The following is a 22,386-nucleotide window of genomic DNA, read 5'->3' on the forward strand; positions in this document are numbered from 1 at the left end:
ATACCGTTATTTAACCGATAAGCTACTCTGTATAAGTAGTCTTTAAATTTAATCGTAAAGCTTCCTTACTTGTTATATCACTTTTTCAAAGCTTCTTCAATGATGCGATTTTGTTCTTTTTTATGAGAAGCACCGTCACCTTCAGAAGGACTTGAACGCTTAATACGTCCAACGTATGAAATATTCTTACCGTCAGCTAGTTTTTCTAGGAATGGATAAGCGAATGACCATGTACCCATGTTCTTCGGCTCTTCCTGAACCCATACCAAATCTTTTGCTTTCGGATAACGTGCAATAATTTCTTTGATTTTGTCGGATGGGAATGGATATAGCTGCTCTACACGGATTACGTGTAAGTAGTCGAATCCTTCACCGTCTTTAATCTTCTCTGCTAGGTCGATTGCCATCTTCCCGCTTGCAAACAAGATCTTTTTCACTTTTTCAGGTTTTTTCCCTGTGCCAGGTTGCTCAAGAACTGTCTTGAAGTGACCTTCTGTTAAATCTTCAACGTCTGCTCCAACTAGTGGATGACGAAGTAAAGACTTAGGTGTAGCAATAACTAACGGACGTTCTGCTTCGCTACCGAGAATTTTCGACTGACGACGCAATACGTGGAAGTAGTTTGCAGCACTGGAGATATTCGCGACTGTCCAGTTGTTTTCCCCACAAAGTTGTAGGTAACGTTCAATACGTGAACTGGAGTGTTCTGGTCCTTGTCCTTCAAATGCGTGTGGCAACAATAGCACGAGACCGGATTGCTGACCCCACTTCGAGTAACTTGAAGATACAAACTGGTCGAACATCACTTGTGCCATGTTCGAGAAGTCACCGTATTGTGCTTCCCAGATTGACATCGTTTTGTCTTCTTCTAAGTTATAACCGAATTCATAACCTACGATTCCCGCTTCAGACAATGGGCTGTTATACGCCACGAATGAAGCATTGGATCCGCTAATATGATGCAATGGAACAAGTTCTTCACCTGTTTTTTCATCATGCAATACTAAGTGACGCTGCGCAAATGTACCACGTTGGATATCTTGTCCAGACATGCGGATTGGCTTACCGTCTTGAATGATGGAACCGAATGCTAATTGCTCAGCATGTGCCCAGTCAATCTTACCTTTACCTTTAAATGGCTCCAGGCGGCGCTTCAATATTTTATCCAATTTGTTGAAAACAGTGAATTCTTCTGGGTATGTCAATAGCTCTTCATTCATTAGGCGAAGGCGATCTTCCGCTACCCCTGTTTCAAGATCACGTGGAAGTCCAGCTTGTACCGCTTCCGGTGTTGCGTTTGAAATTTCCGGTGCGTCTGCTGATTCTTCTTTAACGTGATCGTACGCTTGTTGCATAGTTGCGATAACCGACTTGTCCATTTCTTTCACTTCTTCGTCTGTTAGGAGCTTTTGTTCAACTAGACGCTGTCCGTAAAGTTCACGAACTGTTGGGTGTTTATGGATTTCGTGGTACATCACTGGATTCGTCACAAGTGGCTCATCCATTTCGTTGTGTCCGTAACGACGGTACCCTATCAAATCGATGAGAACGTCTTTACCGAACGCCTGGCGATATTCAAATGCCAGTTTAGCAACAGCTAGTACTTCCTCTGGGTGATCTGCATTCACGTGGAATACAGGCACTTCATAGCCTTTTGCTGGATCGGATGCATAATGTGTAGAACGGGAATCATAATATTCCGTCGTGAAGCCAATTGTGTTGTTGGCAATAACGTGAACCGATCCGCCTGTTCGGAAACCGCGAACGCGGGAATAGTTGAATGATTCTGGAACGATACCTTGTCCAGGGAACGCAGCATCGCCGTGCACTAAGATCGCATATGCTTTATTAGTATCTTGTTTTGGAATACCTGGGTTGTCCGTATTTTCTTGTGCAGCACGAGTCTGACCCGTAATTACAGGGTTGACCACTTCTAGGTGAGACGGGTTGTATGCAAGGAAGCGATTCATCCCAGATTTACCTTTATGAAGAGCACCCATATGGTATTTCACGTCGCCGAACCAGCCGCGAGTTACTTCAAGAGATCCGTCTTTTGGCAAGAACGGTGAAGCAGGTACGCCTGCAAATTCTGCAAACATCATTTCGTATGGTTTGTATAAGTTGTGCGTCAATACATTCAGACGTCCACGGTGAGCCATGCCGATTAGCACTTTTTCCATTTTCGCATCTTCGGAAAGACGCATTAATTCATCAATTAAGACGACTAATGTATCCACACCTTCGATAGAGAAACGTTTCGCACCGACGAATGTACGGTGAATGAATTTTTCAAAGCCTTCAATTTTCGTCAAACGCTCAAGAAGTTGTTTTTTCTCGTCCCCTTGCATTTTTGACTGTACGTCGCCGTTTTCAATTTTTGATTGAATCCAGTTACGTTCTGTTTCATCGATCAAGTGAGAGAATTCGTATGCAATGGAGCCTGTGTAAAGAGACTTCAAATAATTCATTGCATCTAATCCATTTTCCACTGTCGCTGGAACATTTTTCAAGAACAAAGTCGCTGGCAATCCGACCAGATCGCTTTCTGTCAATCCATGATAGGACAGTTCAAGACGGGATGTATCTTTAGGTCGATCGTTTAATGGATAAATGTCTGCTGCAAGATGTCCATAAGAACGAATAGCTTCAAGTAAAGAATAAACGGCAAGAACTTTACGCAAATCCGTTTGGGAACCTTGCGCTACGACTGCCTCTTGACCTGACTCATCCATCTGAGGCGCACCAAAATTCCTGAATAGCTCTGCTAAGTCAGGATCTACTGCATCTTGATCTGTTTTGAACAGATCGTACATTTCCATTACATACCCAAGGTTTGGACCCGAAAAATTAGCATACGGGGAACGATGGGAATCCACATTGTTCGACATGTAATATGACCTCCACATTTGCCTATTGGCTTGTTGTGTTTATTTTCACTACTTCTACATAATAATAGCACGCAAATCTTAGAACTGAAAGGGATTAATCCTAATATGCGTAGTTTTCTGCGAAGTTCTTGGTAATCCATTGAAATTCACGGAAAACTACGTCGCTAAGGCACTCTGCGTATATTGTTATTTTTGGAACGATAAAATCAATTCCGCCATCTTTTCAGGCGTTTTTGGTTCTGTCGTCTTTTCTATATTCGACAACAATCGAGTTTTCTCCTTCACGAGTCTATCAAATTGTTCGGTAACAGACTGTACTTCAAATTGTTCTTCTTCAATTTGCAATGCTAACCCTTTGGAAGCGAAGTAGTTCGCATTCAATAGTTGATCACCGCGGCTCTTTGACGCTGCAAGTGGAACGAGCAACATCGGTTTATGGATTGCAAGTAATTCAAATATCGCATTCGACCCGGCACGCGAAACCGCATAGTCAGCTGCCGCCAGCAAATCAGGTAATGCATCCGTGACATATTCATACTGTACATATCCCGCCACCGAGAGTCCTTCCACCACATTCCCCTTACCGCATAAATGAATGATTTGATACTTCTTAAGCAAGTCGGTCAATTCATTATGCACCGCGTCATTCAATACGGCGGAGCCTTGACTCCCCCCCATAATAATGAAAACGGGTTTTTCTGAATTCAGACCCGCCCTGCGTAAACCTTCTTCCCGATCTCCTGTAAACAACTCCGGACGAATGATCGGACCTGTACACATCGATTTCGCTGCCGGCACATACTGCAAAGTCTGTTCGAAGACCGTAAAAATTTGCGAAGAGAACGGCAATGCCAATTTATTCGCAAGACCAGGTGTAACATCCGACTCGTGAACGACGACGGGCACGTTCGCAAGTCTAGCCGCCATCACAACAGGTACGGAAACGAACCCACCTTTAGAAAAAATAATTTCCGGCTTGACTTTGCGAAGAATAGCCAGCGCCTGTAATGTCCCCGCACCGACACGAAATGGATCCGTAAAATTCTTCATTGAGAAATAACGCCGTAACTTTCCACTTTGAATCGCATGATACTCCACTTCCGGATGACCTTCTGCGATCAGTTCCTTTTCGATCCCTTCATGGGAACCAATATAATGCACACTATATCCTTTATCCAAAAACACAGGAATTAACGCTTGATTGACGGATACGTGTCCCGCTGTACCGCCACCTGTTAATACCACTACCGGTTGCTTCATTCTTTCCATCCTTCCCTATGCGTTACCTACTGTATTTCATGCTACACTAGTTAAAACGAAAAAATTAGTAGAGGAAATCAAAACTATGACTACAACAACGAAAACATTGCAACACAAAACGTCCATTTTCATTAAAATCATGATTCCTATTGTCATTACGCAAGTCGCGCTTTATCTGATGTCGTTTTTCGATATTCTCATGACGGGACGCTATGACACGTTCCACTTAGCAGGCGTGACCATCGGCAGTTCCTTCTGGATACCAGTCTATACTGGCCTTTCTGGAATTTTGATGGGCCTGACTCCTATTATCGCACAGCAAATTGGTGCGAAGAATCGAAATGATGTCCGCCCTACTGTCCAGCAAGCATTATACGTATCTCTCGCTCTTTCGGCAATCATTTTCGTGCTGATCCATTGGGTTGTGCTACCTGCCATTACTAGAATGCCTCTCGATGCGCCAGTTATAGAAGTAGCATCCGCCTATTTGACTGGCATGAGTATCGGATTAGTTCCACTCATGGCCTATACCGTACTGCGCTCATTTTTTGACGCACTCGGTGCAACCCGAGTCTCGATGTTCATCATTCTGTTGTCCGCACCGATCAATATTGCATTGAACTATCTATTGATTTTCGGCAACTTCGGTTTCCCAGAACTAGGGGGTGCGGGTGCAGGGTATGCGTCTGGCTTTACGTATTGGCTCGTATTCTTCATAGCGGTACTGATTGCTTGGTCGTCCCGCCACTTCAAGGAGTATACGCTGTTTAGGGGTTGGCAAGGAATCTCCTTTAGCAAATGGAAAGAAATTTTATTCATTGGCGTGCCGATCGGTTTATCTATTTTCGTAGAGACGAGTATCTTCTCTGTCGTAACATTGTTGATGAGTAGTTATACCGCACAAGTCATCTCGGCTCACCAGATTGCCCTTAATTTCACGTCGCTTCTCTATATGGTACCGTTAAGCGTGTCGATGGGGACGACAATACTAGTCGGTCAGTCCATTGGTGCGAATAAAGCCAAAGACGCACGGGAATATACGTATCTTGGCATAGCATTTGCGGTTATTTTCAGTTTCTTATCCATATTCATATTACTGACGTTCCGTGAGTCGATTGCTTCTATGTATACGACGGACACAGCGATTATTACATTGGCTGTGCACTTCTTCGTCTACGCTGCACTATTCCAGCTGTCAGATGCTGTGCAAGCTCCGATCCAAGGTGCACTGCGTGGCTATAAAGACGTGACGATGACGTTCTTAGTTGGCGTCGTGTCGTTCTGGCTCATTGGACTGCCAACTGGATTCGTTCTCGCCCGCTATACCGAACTAGACGCATACGGCTACTGGGTTGGCCTCATTGTGGGTCTATCGGTAGGCGCGGTCATTCTATCGTTTAGATTACGCTATATACAGAATAAGTATCGTGAAGTTCAATAATATGTTGTGTACAGGCCAATGGTGTTTTGATTCCATCGGCCTTTTTTTGCGAATGAAGTGAAGTGAGTGAGAGCTGTACGAGTTCCGCTCATTTTTTTCGTCTATGCGCTCATAGTCCATCTGTATCCGCTCTATGTTCATTGTTAAGCGCTCTATGATACGGGGTAACCGCTCTATGACAGTCAGTATCCGCTCATAACGACGTTCTACGTGCTCTATAGCAACTACTAACCGCTCGATCAGAGTCCGAGACCGCTCATACATTTCACCAAGCGCTCTATAATGACCTGTATCCGCTCATCACCTCATATATCCCTCACAATCCAGACCTCAAACGCACGTAACATAAATAGGATAACTATCCCAGTCTATTACGCCAATGAAATCTCAAACTCTCGCCATTAAAAAAAGACTAACGGAAATCAATCCGTTAGCCTCACTTGCCTTACTTCTGAATAAATTGTTGTGTCCAATAATGGCCATTCGCGTCATACCCAATACCGATATGCGTAAAGCCAGGCGTCAGGATATTTTGACGGTGTCCAGCTGAATTCATCCAAGCTTTCACGACATCTTGTGCACTGCGCTGACCCATCGCAATATTCTCGGCTGCAGAACGGTATGTAACACCATTTTGCTTCATCTGATCAAACGGGGAACCGTATGTCGGGCTCGTATGAGAGAAATAATTATTTGCTGCCATATCTGCCGATTTCTGTTTTGCAGATTTTTGTAAAGCTGCATCGATCTGTAACGGCTTGAGTCCTGCCTTCGTACGTTCCGCATTTGTCAAAGTTAATACGGCTTGCTCTGTAGCGGACACATTCGCAGTCTGCTGTGCTGGTTTGTTTGTTTGTGGTTTCTCCACTGGTTGAGTTGGTTGAGTTGGTCGTTGTGCAGGCGGTGTCGGTTTCGCTACCGGACGTTGCTGCGGTTTCTGGTAGTGGTAGTTGCCCCAGTAATACGAGTATACCTGCTGGCTCGGTACATTCCACTTATACGTGTGATTTTGTACCTGATTTGTCGTGCTTGCCTCTGCTGCATGAGTAGGCAATAAAATAGCTGAACTTAATAAGATGAGTGCTAACGGTTTTTTCATCTTGGTCCCTCCTTTTCCACGCAACCTAGCATAACGTCAAAGAAAAGGAGAGTTATTGGTTATTCTAACCAATTTGTCCAACAAACTCTTCGAAGCTATGAAATGAGAGTTTGAGAACGATATAATTAGCAACTTTGCCCAGTGGAGAAGACACTTACCAATAAAAAGCTATTGACAACTAGTTTTTTGGCGAATATTCGATGTCCGTGAGTTGCTCCCCGATGATCACCAATTTAGAAGGAATTTGCATATATTCCGGTATCCAGTTGACCATGCCATATGCATATTGGAATAAATGCGAGTACCGAGAACCTTCTAGTTGGATATAGCCTTTCATTCGGTAGACGTTATCGGGTAATGTGCGCACCCAGTCTTCAAAATGTTGTTGGTTGATCGGTGTGTCAAACGACAATACTTTCGAAGCGAGCGGCAACCCACTACCTGTTGCGACCGGCTGTTTCGGTGCCGCCACATTGACCATCTTCTCGACATAGCTAAAATCGACTTTCGCGTTAACTGTCTGGACGAGCGGTGCGTGGCTATTAAATTGTGTCACTTGCATCGTCACGAACGCCAATTGATTAGCCGTCAGCAAATCCGTTTTATTGAGCACCATAAAGTGTGCGTGGCGAACTTGTTCGAGGAATAAAGCTTGTATACGTGGTGAGAGCTTGTCACGGTCGATCCAGCGCTTGGCATCGACTACGGTAACAATTCCCTTGACGTCCAATTTCTCCGCGAATAACGGCGAGTATACGGCGTCTAACGCTTCGACGGGGTGAGCTGCACCGGTCGTTTCTATGAACAATACGTCAATCTCCGGGTAATCTGCTAGTAAGCCTTGTAATTGCGCTTCTGTGGATTCCGCACCCGTACAGCAAATACAGCCGTTTAGCAGCTCTTTTAACGGTACTTCTCCTGCGTCCTCGACGATTTGACTGTCGATGTTCAGTTCGCCGAATTCATTCATCAATACCGCTGGCTGTCTACCGGATTCCTTTACTTGGTCTACTAGATTTACGAGTAACGACGTCTTGCCGCTTCCGAGAAAGCCGCTGAGTAAATATACATCTATCATGTGTGGATCATCCTTTTCCATAGAGAACACGCGCCCAACGATTGCTGGACGCGTGGTTCTGTGATTATGAGTTGATTTCTTTTAACACGACTTCTTTCGCTTTCAGCAATTGCGGGTCATCTTCTTTCATCTTATCCCGTAATTTCTGCATTAAGCCGACTGTTGTATCGCCAGTCAAGATGCCTGTTGGTTCTTGTGATAAATCTTTTTGCAATGTTTTAACGGCTTCTGCTGTATTCGTGTCATAGAGACCGTCTACTTCTCCCGGATCATACCCTACTGCTTCTAACATCTCCTCAGCTGCTTGTACAGACGGAGAGACGAGACCTTCGTTCATCTCTTCAGATGAATCCAGGAACGGCAGTGACGCATACGGAGGGTATGGCACTTTGACGTCAGGCTCGATCCCTTTTTTGTGGATCCAGTTGCCGTCTGGGGTTAGCCATTTCGCTGTCGTCAATTTCAAGTTGGAGCCGTCTGGTAATTGAGTCGGTGTTTGAACGGTACCTTTACCAAACGTCTTCACACCGACAATCGGAATACCCGCAGACTCTTTTAATGCACCCGCTAAGATCTCAGACGCAGACGCACTGCCTTCATCTACGATCAACGCGACGGGAACCGTTACTTTCTGTCCGTCAGACGAAGGATACGCTTCGGGTGTTTTGCCTTTTTCTTCTGTTTGGAACAGAATCTTGCCGTCTGGAACGAACAAGTCGGAAATATCAATTGCCCCGCTTAAGATGCCACCTGGATTTTGACGCACGTCAATGAGTACGCCTTCCATGCCTTGGTCGGTCATTTCATTCAATGCTTCGAGTAATTCTTCGTACGTATGTTCAGAGAACGATGTAATGTTGATATGTGCGATGTGGTCGTCGAGCATTTCTGCGTAGACTGTATTGATCGGAATGACGTCACGGACGATCTTTACGTCAAACGGATCCGATTTCTCTCCACGGCGTACAGACAATGTCACCGTTGATCCTTTTTCTCCACGGATCAGCAATACCGCTTCCGATGAAGACATGCCTTGTATGCTTTCACCATCTACGGATAGTATGGTATCGTTCGGTAGTAACCCCGCTTTTTCAGCAGGTGAATTTTTGATCGGTGATACGATGCTAATATAGCCATTCGATTCTTGAATTTCCGCACCGATTCCTTCAAAACTAGAAGAAATGCTTTCATTCAATTGCTTGGCTTCTTTTTCATTTAAATAATCGGAGTATGGATCGCCTAATGAATCGACCATTCCGTTGATCGCGCCGTCGATAACGACTTGATCGTCTACATCGTCAAAATAACTTTCTTTCAGTTGATCGTATGCCTCATATAGTTTCTTGAACTCTTTTCGTTCCGTACCTACTTGGTTGGGTTTGACGACTTCAACTACTTTTTCGTCTCCGACTGTCAGTGCAACAAAGGTAACGGTGGCTGTCGCTAGCACAAGGAAAAAAATGAGCATGATCAGAGAAAACGGTTTGATCCGAATAAAGCGAGTAGGTTTTGGCGCTTCCGGTTGTGGTTTCCCGTTCTCGTGCGAATCGTTTTCGTTCATTGTCTTCCCTACTTTCCATATCCCTGCAAAAGACCGCTACCCAGAGCGGTCTATTACAAGTTTCTATCTATTCAATTAGTCAGCGATTGCTGCATCTAACGCGACTTCGATCATTTCGTTGAATGTCGTTTGACGTTCTTCAGACGTAGTAATTTCACCTGTAAGGATGTGGTCACTTACCGTCAGGACAGCGAGTGCTTGACGACCATAGCGAGCGGCTAGTGTATACAGTGCTGCCGCTTCCATTTCCACTGCCAATACGCCGTGTCGCGCTAGTTTTTCGTGCTGTGCGTCTTCATTGTAGAAGAAGTCTTCTGTGTAGACGTTGCCTACTTGTAAATGCAAGCCTTTTTCTTTCCCTGCATGATACGCTTTCATCAATAAGTCAAAGTTCGCAATCGGCGCAAAGCGAATGGGACCAAATGTTACGTCGTTTAGTGAAGAGTTGGTGGTCGCACCTTGTGCAAGAATGACGTCACGTACTTTCACGTCCTTTTGAATTGCACCACATGTTCCTACACGGATCAATTTCTGAACGCCAAACTCTTGCATTAACTCGGTTACGTAAATAGAAATAGACGGAACGCCCATTCCAGTACCTTGTACGGAAATACGTTTGCCTTTATATGTTCCGGTAAACCCAAACATGTTACGCACTTCGTTATACTGTACGACGTCCTCTAAAAATGTGTCTGCGATATACTTCGCGCGCAATGGATCTCCTGGCAGAAGAACCGTTTCTGCGATATCGCCTGCTTTTGCATCAATATGTATGCTCATCTTATTTTCAGCCTCATTTCACTAATTTGTTATTATCATACAGTGAATAATGGCGAGATGCAATGAAACCCTCGCCATTCACCTACTGCAAAGCTCTTGATAGATTGCGTATATTTCATCAAAGGTAGTGGAACGTAAATGATCGTCCGCCATGTCCTCGACGTAACGTGACAATGAATCGAAATCCTCTTCGTCCTTCGGGAAACCGGCATCCAGGTACATCCTATCTGCAAACAACGCCTTTACATCATCTTTTCCACCACCACGATAACGTAGCGCAAAATGGTAAAAGGATCGATCCATCGTCGTCACCTTCCTTCACTCAAATAACCCTTTGTATTCTTCATAGCCTTCTTTTTCTAGGTCACTTACCGGAACGAAGCGCAATGCTGCGGAGTTGATGCAATAACGCAATCCGCCTTGTTCTTGTGGTCCGTCTGGGAAGACATGTCCTAAATGAGAATCTGCTGTCTTACTGCGTACTTCCGTGCGGCGCATACCGTGAGTCGTATCGAAATGCTCGGTTACTTCCACCGCTTCAATCGGCTTCGTGAAACTTGGCCATCCGCAACCCGCGTCGTATTTATCATTGGAGCTAAATAACGGTTTGCCTGACACGATGTCTACATAGATTCCGTCTTCGTAGTGCGCATCATATTCATTACGAAACGGTGGCTCTGTTCCACTTTCTTGCGTCACATGATACTGCATCTCAGTTAATTCAGTACGTAAGTCTTTTTTCATGAATGATTCCCCCAATTTTTTTCGATAAATCCTGCGCGTCCTGATCCAACCGTGTAACGAGCGTAGTGGTCTGGGTTCTTTTCATAATACTGTTGGTGATATTCTTCGGCTGGATAGAACTCTGTTGCCGGGAATATATCTGTCACAATCGGTGCGCTAAACTTGCCGCTATCTTGTAAAGCTTGCTTTGATCGTTCTGCTGCTTGCTGTTGCTCGTCCGAGTGAGTGTAGATCGCGGACTTATATGATTCGCCACGGTCATGGAACTGGCCGCCTGCGTCAGTCGGATCGATTACTTGCCAGAAAATAGTCAATAGCTCTTCGTAACTGATGACGCGATCGTCGAATTCAATTTCCACGGCTTCTCGGTGGCCCGTTGTATTGGTACAAACTTCTTTATACGTCGGATTGACCGTATGTCCGCCAGTATAGCCACTCGTGACGGAATGTACTCCATCGTATTGGTCGAACGGCTTGACCATACACCAGAAGCATCCGCCTGCGAAAGTTGCGCGTTGTGTTGCCATAGTAATTGCCCCCTTAGTTTTTCGGTATCAATACTTCCAATATAATCTCATCTTTTGCTAAATTCACTTCTTTTGCCTTCACTTGAACGTCACCTGAGATCGGCAAATCTTTTAAATCGATGAAAATTTCCTCTTCTTTCGGTCGGACGATCATCCATGACGGAAGCTCTACTGAACTCTTGAGTAATTTCAGTACCGTAGAAGGTGGAATATTCAACTGTCCTAATTCCATGGACGATTGTTTAAGAATTAAGTTTCCGTCTTCCCGTACGACTGGGTCAAAATGCATCGCAAGCGGTAACGTATGCGAGAATACCGTAAGTTCAGATGTCAACAATACGTCGTCACGCATTTCTAGCTCTACTGGTAACGTGCCTTTTACGGCCTTTCGTATATACGTATTCGCAATTCCTTCAAAATTCTCTTTGGTTGTATTCAGTGCCAACGTGTAACCTGTCTCGTTTACCGCTGTATCTTCCGGGAGAGGTGGAGAAGCGGTCGCGCCACTGATGAGAATCATGAGTCCTACAAGCGCTGCCGCCACTATGCCCGCCAGGCTGAAAAACGCTACTTTCCAAATATTCATATTGTACTTCACTCCACTTCCAAGTCAACCGCTGAACAGCCTTTAATTTCGCTTACAAAACGCTTCTCCATCAAATCATACCCTTTACTGTTCGGATGGAAGAAGTCTGTGTGATAAACCAAGTTTTCATTCGAATTAAATAAATCTTTCACAGGAACAAAACAAGCCATGCCGTCTTGTTCCACTTGTTCTTCTATCGAGCGGTTCCAGTCCGCGATAATGTCTTCGAACTCTTGTACTTCGTCCGTTACGACGGAGAACGGATTATAAAGACCCGCCACGATAATTGGTGCATCCGGGTTATACAGACGCAAGATTTCAAACAACTCTTCAATTCTCGTTTCGAATTTACCAAGCGCCTTATAGAAATCAGACATTTTCATCTGCATTAAATTCCCTTTGACGACTTTCATAATGTCATTGCCGCCAATCGTAAAGACGATATAATCTGCCTGAATGATTGCTTCTTGCACTTCTTCATCTTGCAATTGTTTTAAAAACTGGTCGCTGCGCCGTCCGCGTTTCGCTAAGTTCACAGCGTCTACTTCCATAACGCCTTTCCATTGTTCCATATCCGACGTCAATCGGCCGAAATATCCGCCTTCTTTGCGTTCATCTCCGACTCCTTGTGTCAATGAATCACCTAGCCCTAAGACGTTTACGCGTTTTGGGATAAATGTTTCCGGCACAACGAACGGTTCGAACGCAACATTTTCACGTTCTGCAAGCGTCGTCTCTTTTTTGCTGAATGGGGCTTGGCACCCTGCTAAGAACAATGAAAAGACGAGACCTAGCACTAGCATTCTTCTCATAATGTCATATCCTTTGTAGTTAGTATCACTCGGTGTAATACATAAATCCGATTGCGCCTTCTCCAGTGTGGGTACTCACGATCGGTGTCGTAAATGTCAGCATCACGTGGATGCCCATTTCTTCAATCTTATTTTTAAGTGGTTCTGCCATCGCCAGACCATTCGCATGCGCGATCCCGACACTACGAATTACTTTCCCTGCTGTTTCCTTCTTAAACTCATCAAACAAATACGAGACTACTTGTTTATGGCTACGCACTTTCGCGACCGGTGTATAGACCCCATCCTTCAGTGACGCAATAGGCTTAATGTTCATCAAGGAACCTAACATCGCTTTCCCTTTGCCGATACGTCCGCCTTTGACCATATTATCTAGAACATCCAGTACGACGAATAAAGAAGAGCTTTTACGTACATGTTCAATTGCTTCTACAATCTCTTCTACCGTCTTGCCTTCTTCGGCCAGTCGACATGCTTCAAGCACTTGGAAAGACAGGGCGTGTGAAATGTACATCGAGTCGATGACCGTAACGTCAGCGCTTGACGCATGAGCTGCTGTTTCCGCCGATTTTACTGTACCGCTCATGCCGCCGGTCATATGGATCGAGATAATTTGCGACCCATCCGCACCCAGTTCGTCATAGAGGTTTTGGAATACACCGACTGCCGGCTGTGAACTTTTTGGTAATTCTTTTGCGTCGCGCATCAAGTCGAGAAATTCAGCCGGCTGAAGTTCTACACCGTCAATATACGACTTGTCATTGACGATCAGTGTTAAAGGCACAACATGGATATTATGTTGAGCAATCATTTCATCCGTTAAATCTGCAGTGGAATCCGTGACAATATGAATTTTTTTCATGATTTCTATCTCCTTCGCGTGTGGCTTTTGCGATTTTTTTCGCTGTTTTTGGTATAGTGTGTTGCAGGAGGTGCGATTAGAATGGAAGAATCATTCGATTATAAGAATCTGCACGAAGAACGTTGGAATGCGATCACGCATGCCATCGGATTCTTACTCAGCATACCTGCGCTGGTCTTGCTGATTGTAAAAGGCGTGAAACAAGGCACCGGAATCGCCATAACGAGCTACACGATCTTTGGCGTGTCCATGTTGTTACTATTCCTTGCAAGTACACTACTACATAGTATGCCGGTTAAACTGAAATCGTTTTTTGCTATTCTCGACCATTCCGCCATTTATGTATTGATTGCCGGAACGTATACGCCATTTTTATTGGTGACCTTACAAGGGGCACTCGGCTGGACGTTATTCGGTATCATCTGGGGATTGACCGTGTTTGGCATCTTGTTCAAGATCTTTTATATTCATCGCTTTGCCAAACTATCGCTTGCCCTTTATCTCATGATGGGCTGGCTCATCGTGTTGGCGATTAAACCATTATATAACGCACTGCCTACTCAAGGCGTTTCGTTGCTCGTAATCGGTGGCTTGTTCTATACAGCGGGGGCGTACTTCTTCATGTCGCGCCGTGTACCGTATAACCACGCAATTTGGCACCTGTTCGTGATGGCAGGCAGCGCATCGATGTACTTTAGCGTTCTTCTCTATGTCTAGAGAAGAACGTTATTTTTTATCCCAAATTTGGTATGTGTAGGCGGTGCCGTCTTGCGCATAATGCGGTTCAGACTTGCTGGTTAACACGTACTCCTCTTCATATTCTGGGAAGAACGTGTCACCCGGATAATTTTTCTCAATGACCGTCACATACAGTCTGTCTGCATCATCTGCCATCGACATCTTGAAAATCTCCGCGCCACCAATGACCATTACTTCATCCGCATAGTCTTTCGCGAGCTTCACGGCACTGTCCATATCATGAACGACTGTTACGCCTTCCGCTTCGTAGTCTTCGTTACGCGTCATGACGATGTTCAATCGACCTTTTAACGGACGACCAATCGATTCAAACGTCTTACGTCCCATGATCATCGCCTTGCCCATCGTTTTCTCTTTGAAATATTGGAGTTCTTCCGGAATATACCACGGCATTTCATTGTCCTTGCCGATCACTCGACCTAGGTCATGTGCCACTAATAATGAAATCATTGTATGTCCTCCTTATACTGCGATCGGTGCTTTAATTCGTGGATGTGGATCATAGCCTTCGATCGAAATATCTTCTGTCGTCAACTCAAAGATCGACCGACCGTCGTAATTCACGTGCAACGTCGGCAATTCTTTTGGTTCTCTCGACAATTGCTCATGTACTTGATCAATATGGTTCTGATACAAGTGTGCGTCACCTAATGTATGGACGAATTCGCCTACTTCTAAACCACATTCATGCGCAATTAAATGAATAAGTAGCGCGTACGACGCGATATTAAACGGTACACCTAGGAAGACGTCCGCACTGCGTTGGTAGAGCTGGCATGATAACTTGCCGTCCGCTACGTAAAACTGAAACAGTAAGTGGCATGGCGGCAAGGCCATGTCGTCTACTTCAGCCGGATTCCACGCAGTAACGATGTGGCGTCGCGAGTCCGGATTATGTTTGATGCTGTCGATCACTTGTGCGAGTTGATCGATGACACCGTTTGCACTATCCCACGCTCTCCATTGCTTGCCATAAACAGGACCTAGATCCCCGTGCTGTTTCGCAAATTCCTCGTCGGCTAAAATTTTCTCTTTAAATGAAGCAAGCTCTGCTTTATACACTGTCGCAAATTCTTCATCTTTTAGTACACGGCGACCAAAATCCGTCATATCCGGTCCAGTATACGCCGCGCTGTTGACGTACCGCTCAAATGCCCATTCATCCCAAATTCCATTCCGTTCTTGAATCAACGTACGGATATTCGTATCTCCTTTAATAAACCATAATAATTCCGAGACAATCAAACGAAACGCTGTCTTTTTTGTCGTTAACAAAGGAAACCCTTGCGCTAAATCAAAACGCATCTGATAGCCGAAGACACTGTATGTCCCCGTACCCGTACGATCTCCTTTTTTTGTTCCTGTTTCCAGAATATGTTGACATAGATCTAAATATTGCTTCATGCTTCAAGCTCCCTCTTCTGAAATTACACCTATTATAACATTGTTTGTCTTAGTACAAAGAGAAAGACATTGGAAAGCGGCACAAAAAAACATCCTGCAAAACTTGTACCACATACCATGATTTCTAAAGCGTCTATTGAAGAACTAAAAGTTTGTCATGAGAATCATGTAACCAAACAAGATGAATAAAATTTAAGTTTGGCAACTATTGAAAAAGAAAAGAAAGTTTATCAAGAAAAACTTTCTTCAACAAATCTTCTTTCCATCTTGATTAATAGAAAGAAGTGGGAGTAACATTGTCGATGTATGTGCCAATTAACGTTTAAATTACATTTCACCATCACATTCTTAAGCAAATAAAAAACCGCATAAAACCAAATTCTTACATAAATTTGGTTTCACACGGTTTACATTCAATTCAGTTTTCTCTCCATAAAACTTCAACGTCTTACGAAAGCCATTTAGGTGGTGTGTTCTTTGACCAGTAAATATCACCAACTGAATGATGCGCGACAAATCCATCATCTGCTGTGTGGTAATGGAAATTATAGAAATAACCATCAACAGGTCGCTTTTCCGTACGAACGTGGAACTTAATAAGATCTTGGTTCGCTGTCTTGTCATAGACATGGAAAATCTTTTCCGCATAATCGCCTGAAGGTTGTTCGGTGATAGCGAGACGACGATCTGCTGCGTTATGTACGGTCGTTTGGATCACTGCTTCGATTCGTGGAAAAACTTCATTATCAAATTCGTTCTGAATTACGGGACCGATACGTCGTCCAAACTTTTCATAGGTTAACAGACGTGCGTGTGCGACCAATTGCTGTTCATCGGTGTAGCTATCAAGTGTTAGTAAGTCATTTTGGTTGTCATGCAGTTCAAGGGAATACTCCATTCCTTCTGCGCGGGTACCGGATTCATTCGGTTCATGCTTGTCTTGAAAGTTTGTCCAAATTTCATGATTGGGTGTAATGACGCCCAGTGTCAACACGGCGACAGATGCGATCATCAGCCGCTGTAACCATTGCTTCATTTCCATCACTCCTTCAACATTCCGTCATACATCTACATAACTCATACGAAAAGCGTCACAAAAGGTTTCATCTTTTACTATTTCATTGTACAATAAAGTCAAACTTCAATCATCAAATTTCACAAAACGTTCTCTGATTGCAAGTTAAGCGAATTTCAATCAACGCGCTACATATAAAGGAGGTCGCAACAATGGATGTTAACTTACTATTAGGTATTGGTATGCTTGTCTTGACTTTGTACTTGAGCTCCCTAAATTTCACGCACTGATTCAAAAGCGAAGAACGCCGTATAGCCTCGACAGGCTGGCGTTATGGTAAAACACAAAAGAGACTGTATGGCTTAATAAAAAGCTATACAGTCTTTTTTCTATGTTAGTTGTTAAGTAAAGAAATGAGACCGCGCTACAGCCCATTTCATTTCTCAAGCACACCATAATGAACTTTCGTATACGGCCGAATTTGCTGAATAAAGCCGAAGCGTTCGAACATCGGTGACTGGAAGTGGTCTTTCAGTACAACACGGCGTCTACATACCCGCAAAGCTTCTGCTACCCATTCTTCTGTGACAGTATCCGTCATACCGATTTCCCGTAGCACTTCAAAATTGGAAGACTCTTCGATCGGTGTCGTGAACATCGGGTCGAGGAATACGACGTCGCGTGAGCTCGTTTCGCAAGTTTTCAGGAAATCTACGGCTTCTGCATGAATGACTTGGACCCGCTTCATTGCTTCTTGCAGTAGTGGAAAGTCGATTGGGAAATTATGCAGTCCAACTTTGGTTAAAAATGCGATAATTGCGTCCGCTTCGACTCCTTCCACTGTTCCTTTTTCTCCCACAGTGCTCGCCGCAATAATTGCGTCCGAGCCGAAGCCAAGTGTGCAGTCGAGAAAAGAGTCTCCCAATTTGAGATCGGCTGCCGCCACGAGTGGATCTATTTCACCTTTTAGTATACGTTTCAAGCGATAGGTGGCAGAGTTCGGATGAAAGAAAAACGACTCGTTACTACCTTTTTTGTAAAACGAATAGCGGTCCTTCCCCGCCACCAAAACATCTGCTTGATAGATGTCTTGGAGTGTAGAGATAGACCGCTTTTTTCGTTCGACGACAGGTGCTTGCAACGCGTCTGCTGCTTGATGCATCAAGGCAGTAGACTGTTCATCAGGGCGTCCTGCAGTCGTAATAATCACATTCACTGAGCGACAACTTTAGTTAAGACGTCAACTAGGTGATCTTTAATTTGATCTTTTTGGAAGTTCTCGATTTGTTCACGAGGAATAAAGTATACCACTTTACCTTCATTCCAAATCGCAATGGATGGTGAACTTGGTGGGATCTCCGGGAAGTATGAACGGAATGTTTCCGTCGCTTCTTTATCTTGCCCAGCAAACACCGTAAATAGATGATCCGGTTTCACTTCTTCAATTGCTTCGCGTACTGCCGGGCGTGCTAAACCTGCTGCACATCCACAAACAGAGTTGATCACTATAATAGCTGAACCTTCCAAGTCTTTTAGCGTATCGTTGACTTCATCAGCCGTTGTTAGTTCTGTAAATCCTGCAGTTGTTAGTTCTTCGCGCATCGGTGTAACGATACCGCGCATGTACTCATCATATGCGTTCATTTGTATCTCTCCGCCTTTCGTTAAGTAAAGTGTTTTATGTCGTACTGATTTCAATAGTAAAGGATAGAAGGAATTATTTCACGTGATTGAGTTGGCGAATGATAGAATATTGTTTTTTTGATATTCTTCAAGCGAATAATTCACTATATGAATACTCATTCATTTATGATAAAGTTGTCTTACAATTCTATAAAAATGATAAGGGGTGTGAAATATGGGGAATTTAGTGGGCAAAATTGCAGTCGTAACAGGTGCAGCACAGGGAATCGGTGAGAAGATAGCCGCACGTTTACTTGACGACAGAGCAACAGTAGTCATTCTAGATGTCAATTTCGAGAAGTTGGAACGAACAGCTTCCGTATTGGATGACTCAGGTGAAAGCGTTTACCCTATGAAGTGCAACGTAGCCGATTCAGAAGATGTATCGAAAACGTTCTCTACGATTTACGAGAAGTTCGGCAAGGTCGATATATTGATTAATAATGCGGGGATAACGAGGGATTCATTTTTCCATAAAATGACCCCAGAGCAATGGCATTCTGTATTGGATGTTAATCTTAATAGCATGTTCTACACATGCCAAGCCGTCATTCCGCATATGCGTGCGCAGCAGTACGGCAAGATCGTCAATGTCTCTTCCTCTTCCAGTTGGGGCAATTTGGGACAAGGAAATTACAGCGCATCGAAAGCAGGTGTACTTGGATTGACTCGAACGCTCGCTAAGGAGAACGGGAGTAAGCAAATTACGGTCAATGCGGTAGCGCCGGGACAGATTAATACCGATATGACGAAGGATTTACCAGACGATGTGAAGAAAATGGCGACGATGTTAACGCCTGCTGGTCGTATGGGTGACCCAGCGGAAGTAGCATCGGTTGTTGCGTTTTTAGCTTCAGATGACTCAAGTTTTGTTAACGGCGAGTGCATTAGTGTCAGCGGAGGATTTTTGATGGTGTAATGTAAAAATATACCTGCGTGAGAACTTCTCGATTGTCCTCACACAGGTATATTTTTTTACGTTAAACGCTTGCTTAGGGGCTTGAATCTAATAGCTTTTTGCAGTCTAGGAATTAATATAATAGACAGAATCGTAACTCCAATATCCAGTGGTAAATAAGCAACCATCCAGGACCAAGCAAGTACATAACTGAAGCCAGCAGGCGCTTCTACCCAATATACATACGCAAAATACATATAATTCGTACCGATTATGTAGTTCACTGCTATTGCGAGAAAACCTGCAGCCGCATAACTAAACCACGACTGATTACGCTCGAAGAACTTTCCTACGATATAGGCTACGAATATGAAGGAGATAATGTAACCAAACGTCGGGCTGATGAAACTACCGAGTCCCCCTTTAAACTGTGCGAAAATCGGAGCACCTGCTAACCCAATAAATAAATATGCAAACATAGACAAGGCCCCTAAACGGCTACCTAGTAATCCTCCAGCTAATATAGCGAAGAGTAACTGAAGCGTGACTGGCACACCGCCGATCGTCAACAGTGGTGCTATGTTCGCTCCCACTCCCATCAATGCCGCAAATAGTGCGCAAAGTACAATTTCTTTTGCTTTCATTTTTTGATCCTCCCACTTTCTATTGTTGTCTCACAAATTATATGTTAACATAATTTAGTATTTAGTTAACACATATTTGAAAAAGGAGATTACAACGTGTCGATACTATTCATTACCGGAACAGATACTGATGCCGGAAAAACTGTAGCCACTGTGTTACTCAGTGACTTTTTATCTGATAACGGTCGGAATTTCGTCCCTTTTAAACCTATTCAAACGGGAGCGGTTTTCCACAATGACAGCTTTGCAGCGCCCGATGTGATGACGTATAAGCTGGCGTCGGGACAAGAACAACTTACTCCCGACTATTTATTCACTACGCCTTGCTCGCCTCATTTGGCTGCCAGTTTGGAAGACGTACACATCGATATTAATAAATTGACACAAACGGTGAAGAAACGTAGTGAAAGTTATGACGGCATCATAGTAGAAGGAGCGGGAGGACTATATGTTCCACTTACTTCTGAAGGATATTGCATGATTGACTGGATGGCAGAATTGAAGGCACCTGTGGTATTAGTCGCACGAGTGGGAGTTGGGACAATCAACCATACACTCCTTTCAATCGAATCAATGAAAGCGAGAGGAATTCGAATCGCAGGGCTTTTATTCAATGATTTGGCGCAAGACTCCCCCACTATTATTAGAGACAATGTAGAAATGATCTATAAGCTGAGCGGTATTCCAGTAATTGGGGTCATTCCCTATCAGAAAGACATTCAAGAAATGTTAATGGATTCGGAAATGAAAAAGGAATGCTATAAAGAATGGGATTATACAATTTTAGAGGAGGCGTTACAGAGTGGAAGAAAATCAATTACTCAAGAAAAGTAAGCAATATATGTGGTTGCCGTTTACACAAATGTCGGATTACGAGAAAGATCCCCTTATCATTGCGAGTGGAGAAGGCGTGACAGTCACGGATATACACGGCAAAACGTATTTGGATGGCTATTCCTCTTTGTGGCTAAATGTACATGGTCACCGAAAGAAGGAATTAGATGAAGCAATCCTAACACAGCTACAATCCATTGCTCATTCGACGTTACTCGGCGCTGCAAATATACCCTCGATTTTGCTGGCAGAGAAATTAGTGAAATTAGTGCCCGAAAGATTGACCCGTGTGTTTTACTCGGACAGTGGCGCGACGTCTGTTGAGATCGCGGTGAAGATGGCCTATCAGTATTGGCAGAATAAAGGCCTCGAGAAAAAAACGCGTTTTGTGACAGTTAGCAATGGATATCATGGTGATACGGTCGGTACGATGAGTGTCGGTTCTATTGAACTGTATCACAAAGTCTATACTTCCCTATTATTTAATGCGCTCGTCATTCCATTCCCGTCTGTCTACCGCCACCCTTCAGGTAATGCGGATATTGTGCGCGATGAAAGTTTGCATGAACTACGCTTGCTATTTGAAGAGCGCCATGAAGAAATTGCCGGCATGGTGCTTGAGCCAATGATTCAAGGAGCCGGCGGGATGAATACAATGCCACCAGGTTATTTAAAAGGCGTTGAAAAATTATGCAATGAATTCAACATTTTACTGATTGTCGATGAAGTAGCTACCGGTTTCGGACGTACCGGGAAAATGTTCGCTGTCGAGCATGAGGGAATCCAGCCCGATCTCATGACGGTAGCAAAAGGACTTACAGGGGGCTATTTGCCAGTCGCCGCTACATTCGCGACTGAAGAAATATACGATGCATTTTACGGAGAATATGAAGAAATGAAAACATTCTTCCATGGACACTCGTATACGGGGAACCAGCTTGGATGTGCAGTAGCACTCGCTAACTTGGAGATTTTCGAGAAAGAGCAACTGGTGAAGCAATCAGAGGAAAAAGCTGAGTTTCTTAAAGAATTACTAGTGGATGTCAAGCAACTTCCACATGTAGGAGACGTACGGCAATGCGGCTTGATGTGCGGAATTGAAATGGTGAAAGATAAGCACACTAAAGAATCTTTCCCACTAGAAAGCCGAATCGCTTACCGGGCTACACTGGAAATGAGAAAGCTCGGTTTACTGACAAGGCCACTAGGGGATGTTATTGTTCTGATGCCGCCTCTGGCAACTTCCAATGAACAGTTAGCGGAAATGGTTGCTCTAATGGTAGAAGGAATTAAGGCAGTGACAGAAGAAGCGGTTGCTATGGATAGTATTCAGCAATAACTACAAACTTTGAAAAGAGGCTGGGACATAACTATCTCACCCCGTTTCCCTGCACTCCGAAAGGCACGCTTTCCGAGGGGCGTGGCTTGAGCCGCTTCCTTCGCTTTGCTCCGTCCAGGGTCTCAAGACGCACGCTGATCCCTCAGGAGTCGGCCTTTCTCCGTTCCGGTAC

Annotated in this window: 23 protein-coding genes; 5 read left to right on the forward strand and 18 right to left on the reverse strand. The window is 44.2% G+C overall.

All coding sequences use genetic code 11. From position 1 onward, the window contains the following. Window positions 1–77: 77 nt before the first annotated feature. Window positions 78–2,888, reverse strand: a complete 2,811-nt coding sequence (locus SporoP17a_RS01035; protein ID WP_083031116.1) for a 2-oxoglutarate dehydrogenase E1 component — start codon at window positions 2,886–2,888, stop codon at window positions 78–80. A gap of 186 nt (window positions 2,889–3,074) precedes the next feature. Then, window positions 3,075–4,148: an undecaprenyldiphospho-muramoylpentapeptide beta-N-acetylglucosaminyltransferase gene (locus SporoP17a_RS01040; protein WP_083031118.1), complete on the reverse strand. Its 1,074-nt coding sequence runs from the start codon at window positions 4,146–4,148 to the stop codon at window positions 3,075–3,077. An 85-nt stretch (window positions 4,149–4,233) separates the two neighbouring features. Here SporoP17a_RS01040 and SporoP17a_RS01045 point away from each other — a divergent pair, with 85 nt between their 5' ends. After that, window positions 4,234–5,589 carry an MATE family efflux transporter gene (locus tag SporoP17a_RS01045; protein ID WP_083031121.1) on the forward strand — a complete coding sequence of 452 codons (1,356 nt, stop codon included), beginning with the start codon at window positions 4,234–4,236 and terminating at the stop codon, window positions 5,587–5,589. A 445-nt stretch (window positions 5,590–6,034) separates the two neighbouring features. Here SporoP17a_RS01045 and SporoP17a_RS01050 read toward each other — a convergent pair whose 3' ends face one another. The 10 genes from SporoP17a_RS01050 to SporoP17a_RS01095 all read right to left on the reverse strand — a co-directional run bounded on the left by SporoP17a_RS01050 (window position 6,035) and on the right by SporoP17a_RS01095 (window position 13,638). Further along, on the reverse strand, window positions 6,035–6,688 hold the full coding sequence (locus SporoP17a_RS01050; RefSeq protein WP_083031123.1) for a CAP domain-containing protein: 654 nt from the start codon (window positions 6,686–6,688) through the stop codon (window positions 6,035–6,037). Between the two features lie 178 nt (window positions 6,689–6,866). After that, window positions 6,867–7,766: a CobW family GTP-binding protein gene (locus tag SporoP17a_RS01055; RefSeq protein ID WP_083031126.1), complete on the reverse strand. Its 900-nt coding sequence runs from the start codon at window positions 7,764–7,766 to the stop codon at window positions 6,867–6,869. 64 nt (window positions 7,767–7,830) lie between these two features. Then, window positions 7,831–9,327: a lmo1851 family serine protease gene (locus SporoP17a_RS01060; protein WP_083031128.1), complete on the reverse strand. Its 1,497-nt coding sequence runs from the start codon at window positions 9,325–9,327 to the stop codon at window positions 7,831–7,833. A 75-nt stretch (window positions 9,328–9,402) separates the two neighbouring features. Beyond that, complete coding sequence (gene deoD, locus SporoP17a_RS01065; RefSeq protein WP_083031131.1) at window positions 9,403–10,107, reverse strand: purine-nucleoside phosphorylase; 705 nt, start codon at window positions 10,105–10,107, stop codon at window positions 9,403–9,405. A gap of 78 nt (window positions 10,108–10,185) precedes the next feature. After that, window positions 10,186–10,410, reverse strand: a complete 225-nt coding sequence (locus tag SporoP17a_RS01070) for a YozE family protein (protein ID WP_083031134.1) — start codon at window positions 10,408–10,410, stop codon at window positions 10,186–10,188. Between the two features lie 15 nt (window positions 10,411–10,425). Beyond that, window positions 10,426–10,851 (reverse strand): peptide-methionine (R)-S-oxide reductase MsrB, encoded by a 426-nt coding sequence (gene msrB, locus SporoP17a_RS01075; protein ID WP_083031136.1) that lies wholly within the window; start codon window positions 10,849–10,851, stop codon window positions 10,426–10,428. Further along, window positions 10,848–11,378 (reverse strand): peptide-methionine (S)-S-oxide reductase MsrA, encoded by a 531-nt coding sequence (gene msrA / locus SporoP17a_RS01080; RefSeq protein ID WP_083031139.1) that lies wholly within the window; start codon window positions 11,376–11,378, stop codon window positions 10,848–10,850. The genes msrB and msrA overlap by 4 nt, the downstream gene beginning before the upstream one ends. 13 nt (window positions 11,379–11,391) lie before the next feature. After that, the gene (locus SporoP17a_RS01085; protein WP_083031142.1) at window positions 11,392–11,964 is read right to left on the reverse strand and encodes a YpmS family protein; all 573 of its coding nucleotides are present in this window, start codon (window positions 11,962–11,964) and stop codon (window positions 11,392–11,394) included. Between the two features lie 8 nt (window positions 11,965–11,972). After that, the gene (locus tag SporoP17a_RS01090; RefSeq protein WP_083031144.1) at window positions 11,973–12,776 is read right to left on the reverse strand and encodes a GDSL-type esterase/lipase family protein; all 804 of its coding nucleotides are present in this window, start codon (window positions 12,774–12,776) and stop codon (window positions 11,973–11,975) included. Window positions 12,777–12,801: 25 nt separating this feature from the next. Beyond that, entirely contained in the window at window positions 12,802–13,638 is an 837-nt protein-coding gene (locus SporoP17a_RS01095; RefSeq protein WP_083031147.1) for a DegV family protein, read from the reverse strand. Window positions 13,639–13,719: 81 nt separating this feature from the next. On the opposite strand from SporoP17a_RS01095, the gene trhA reads away from it, so the two are divergent. Next, window positions 13,720–14,355, forward strand: coding sequence for a PAQR family membrane homeostasis protein TrhA (gene trhA, locus SporoP17a_RS01100; protein ID WP_083031149.1), 636 nt, complete (start codon window positions 13,720–13,722; stop codon window positions 14,353–14,355). Window positions 14,356–14,364: 9 nt separating this feature from the next. Here the strand turns inward: trhA and SporoP17a_RS01105 are convergent, their stop codons facing one another. From SporoP17a_RS01105 to SporoP17a_RS01125, 5 genes are all read right to left on the reverse strand, one after another. After that, window positions 14,365–14,847, reverse strand: a complete 483-nt coding sequence (locus tag SporoP17a_RS01105; protein WP_083031152.1) for a dihydrofolate reductase — start codon at window positions 14,845–14,847, stop codon at window positions 14,365–14,367. 12 nt (window positions 14,848–14,859) lie between these two features. Next, entirely contained in the window at window positions 14,860–15,801 is a 942-nt protein-coding gene (locus tag SporoP17a_RS01110; RefSeq protein WP_083031155.1) for a thymidylate synthase, read from the reverse strand. Between the two features lie 448 nt (window positions 15,802–16,249). Then, window positions 16,250–16,837 carry a YpjP family protein gene (locus SporoP17a_RS01115; RefSeq protein WP_083031158.1) on the reverse strand — a complete coding sequence of 196 codons (588 nt, stop codon included), beginning with the start codon at window positions 16,835–16,837 and terminating at the stop codon, window positions 16,250–16,252. 415 nt (window positions 16,838–17,252) lie between these two features. Beyond that, window positions 17,253–18,032: a class I SAM-dependent methyltransferase gene (locus tag SporoP17a_RS01120; RefSeq protein ID WP_237262354.1), complete on the reverse strand. Its 780-nt coding sequence runs from the start codon at window positions 18,030–18,032 to the stop codon at window positions 17,253–17,255. Next, the gene (locus tag SporoP17a_RS01125) at window positions 18,029–18,460 is read right to left on the reverse strand and encodes a BrxA/BrxB family bacilliredoxin (RefSeq protein WP_083031172.1); all 432 of its coding nucleotides are present in this window, start codon (window positions 18,458–18,460) and stop codon (window positions 18,029–18,031) included. The genes SporoP17a_RS01120 and SporoP17a_RS01125 overlap by 4 nt, the downstream gene beginning before the upstream one ends. Window positions 18,461–18,674: 214 nt before the next feature. On the opposite strand from SporoP17a_RS01125, the gene fabG reads away from it, so the two are divergent. Next, on the forward strand, window positions 18,675–19,418 hold the full coding sequence (fabG, locus tag SporoP17a_RS01130; protein ID WP_083031186.1) for a 3-oxoacyl-ACP reductase FabG: 744 nt from the start codon (window positions 18,675–18,677) through the stop codon (window positions 19,416–19,418). Window positions 19,419–19,474: 56 nt separating this feature from the next. Here the strand turns inward: fabG and SporoP17a_RS01135 are convergent, their stop codons facing one another. Then, on the reverse strand, window positions 19,475–20,041 hold the full coding sequence (locus tag SporoP17a_RS01135; protein WP_083031190.1) for a biotin transporter BioY: 567 nt from the start codon (window positions 20,039–20,041) through the stop codon (window positions 19,475–19,477). 96 nt (window positions 20,042–20,137) lie between these two features. On the opposite strand from SporoP17a_RS01135, the gene bioD reads away from it, so the two are divergent. Continuing rightward, window positions 20,138–20,875, forward strand: coding sequence for a dethiobiotin synthase (gene bioD / locus SporoP17a_RS01140; RefSeq protein ID WP_167693352.1), 738 nt, complete (start codon window positions 20,138–20,140; stop codon window positions 20,873–20,875). Between the two features lie 7 nt (window positions 20,876–20,882). After that, window positions 20,883–22,214, forward strand: coding sequence for an adenosylmethionine--8-amino-7-oxononanoate transaminase (gene bioA, locus SporoP17a_RS01145; protein ID WP_237262410.1), 1,332 nt, complete (start codon window positions 20,883–20,885; stop codon window positions 22,212–22,214). The last annotated feature ends 172 nt before the right edge of the window (window positions 22,215–22,386 follow it).

This window comes from Sporosarcina ureae, assembly GCF_002082015.1.
Classification (GTDB): Bacteria; Bacillota; Bacilli; order Bacillales_A; family Planococcaceae; genus Sporosarcina; species Sporosarcina ureae_A.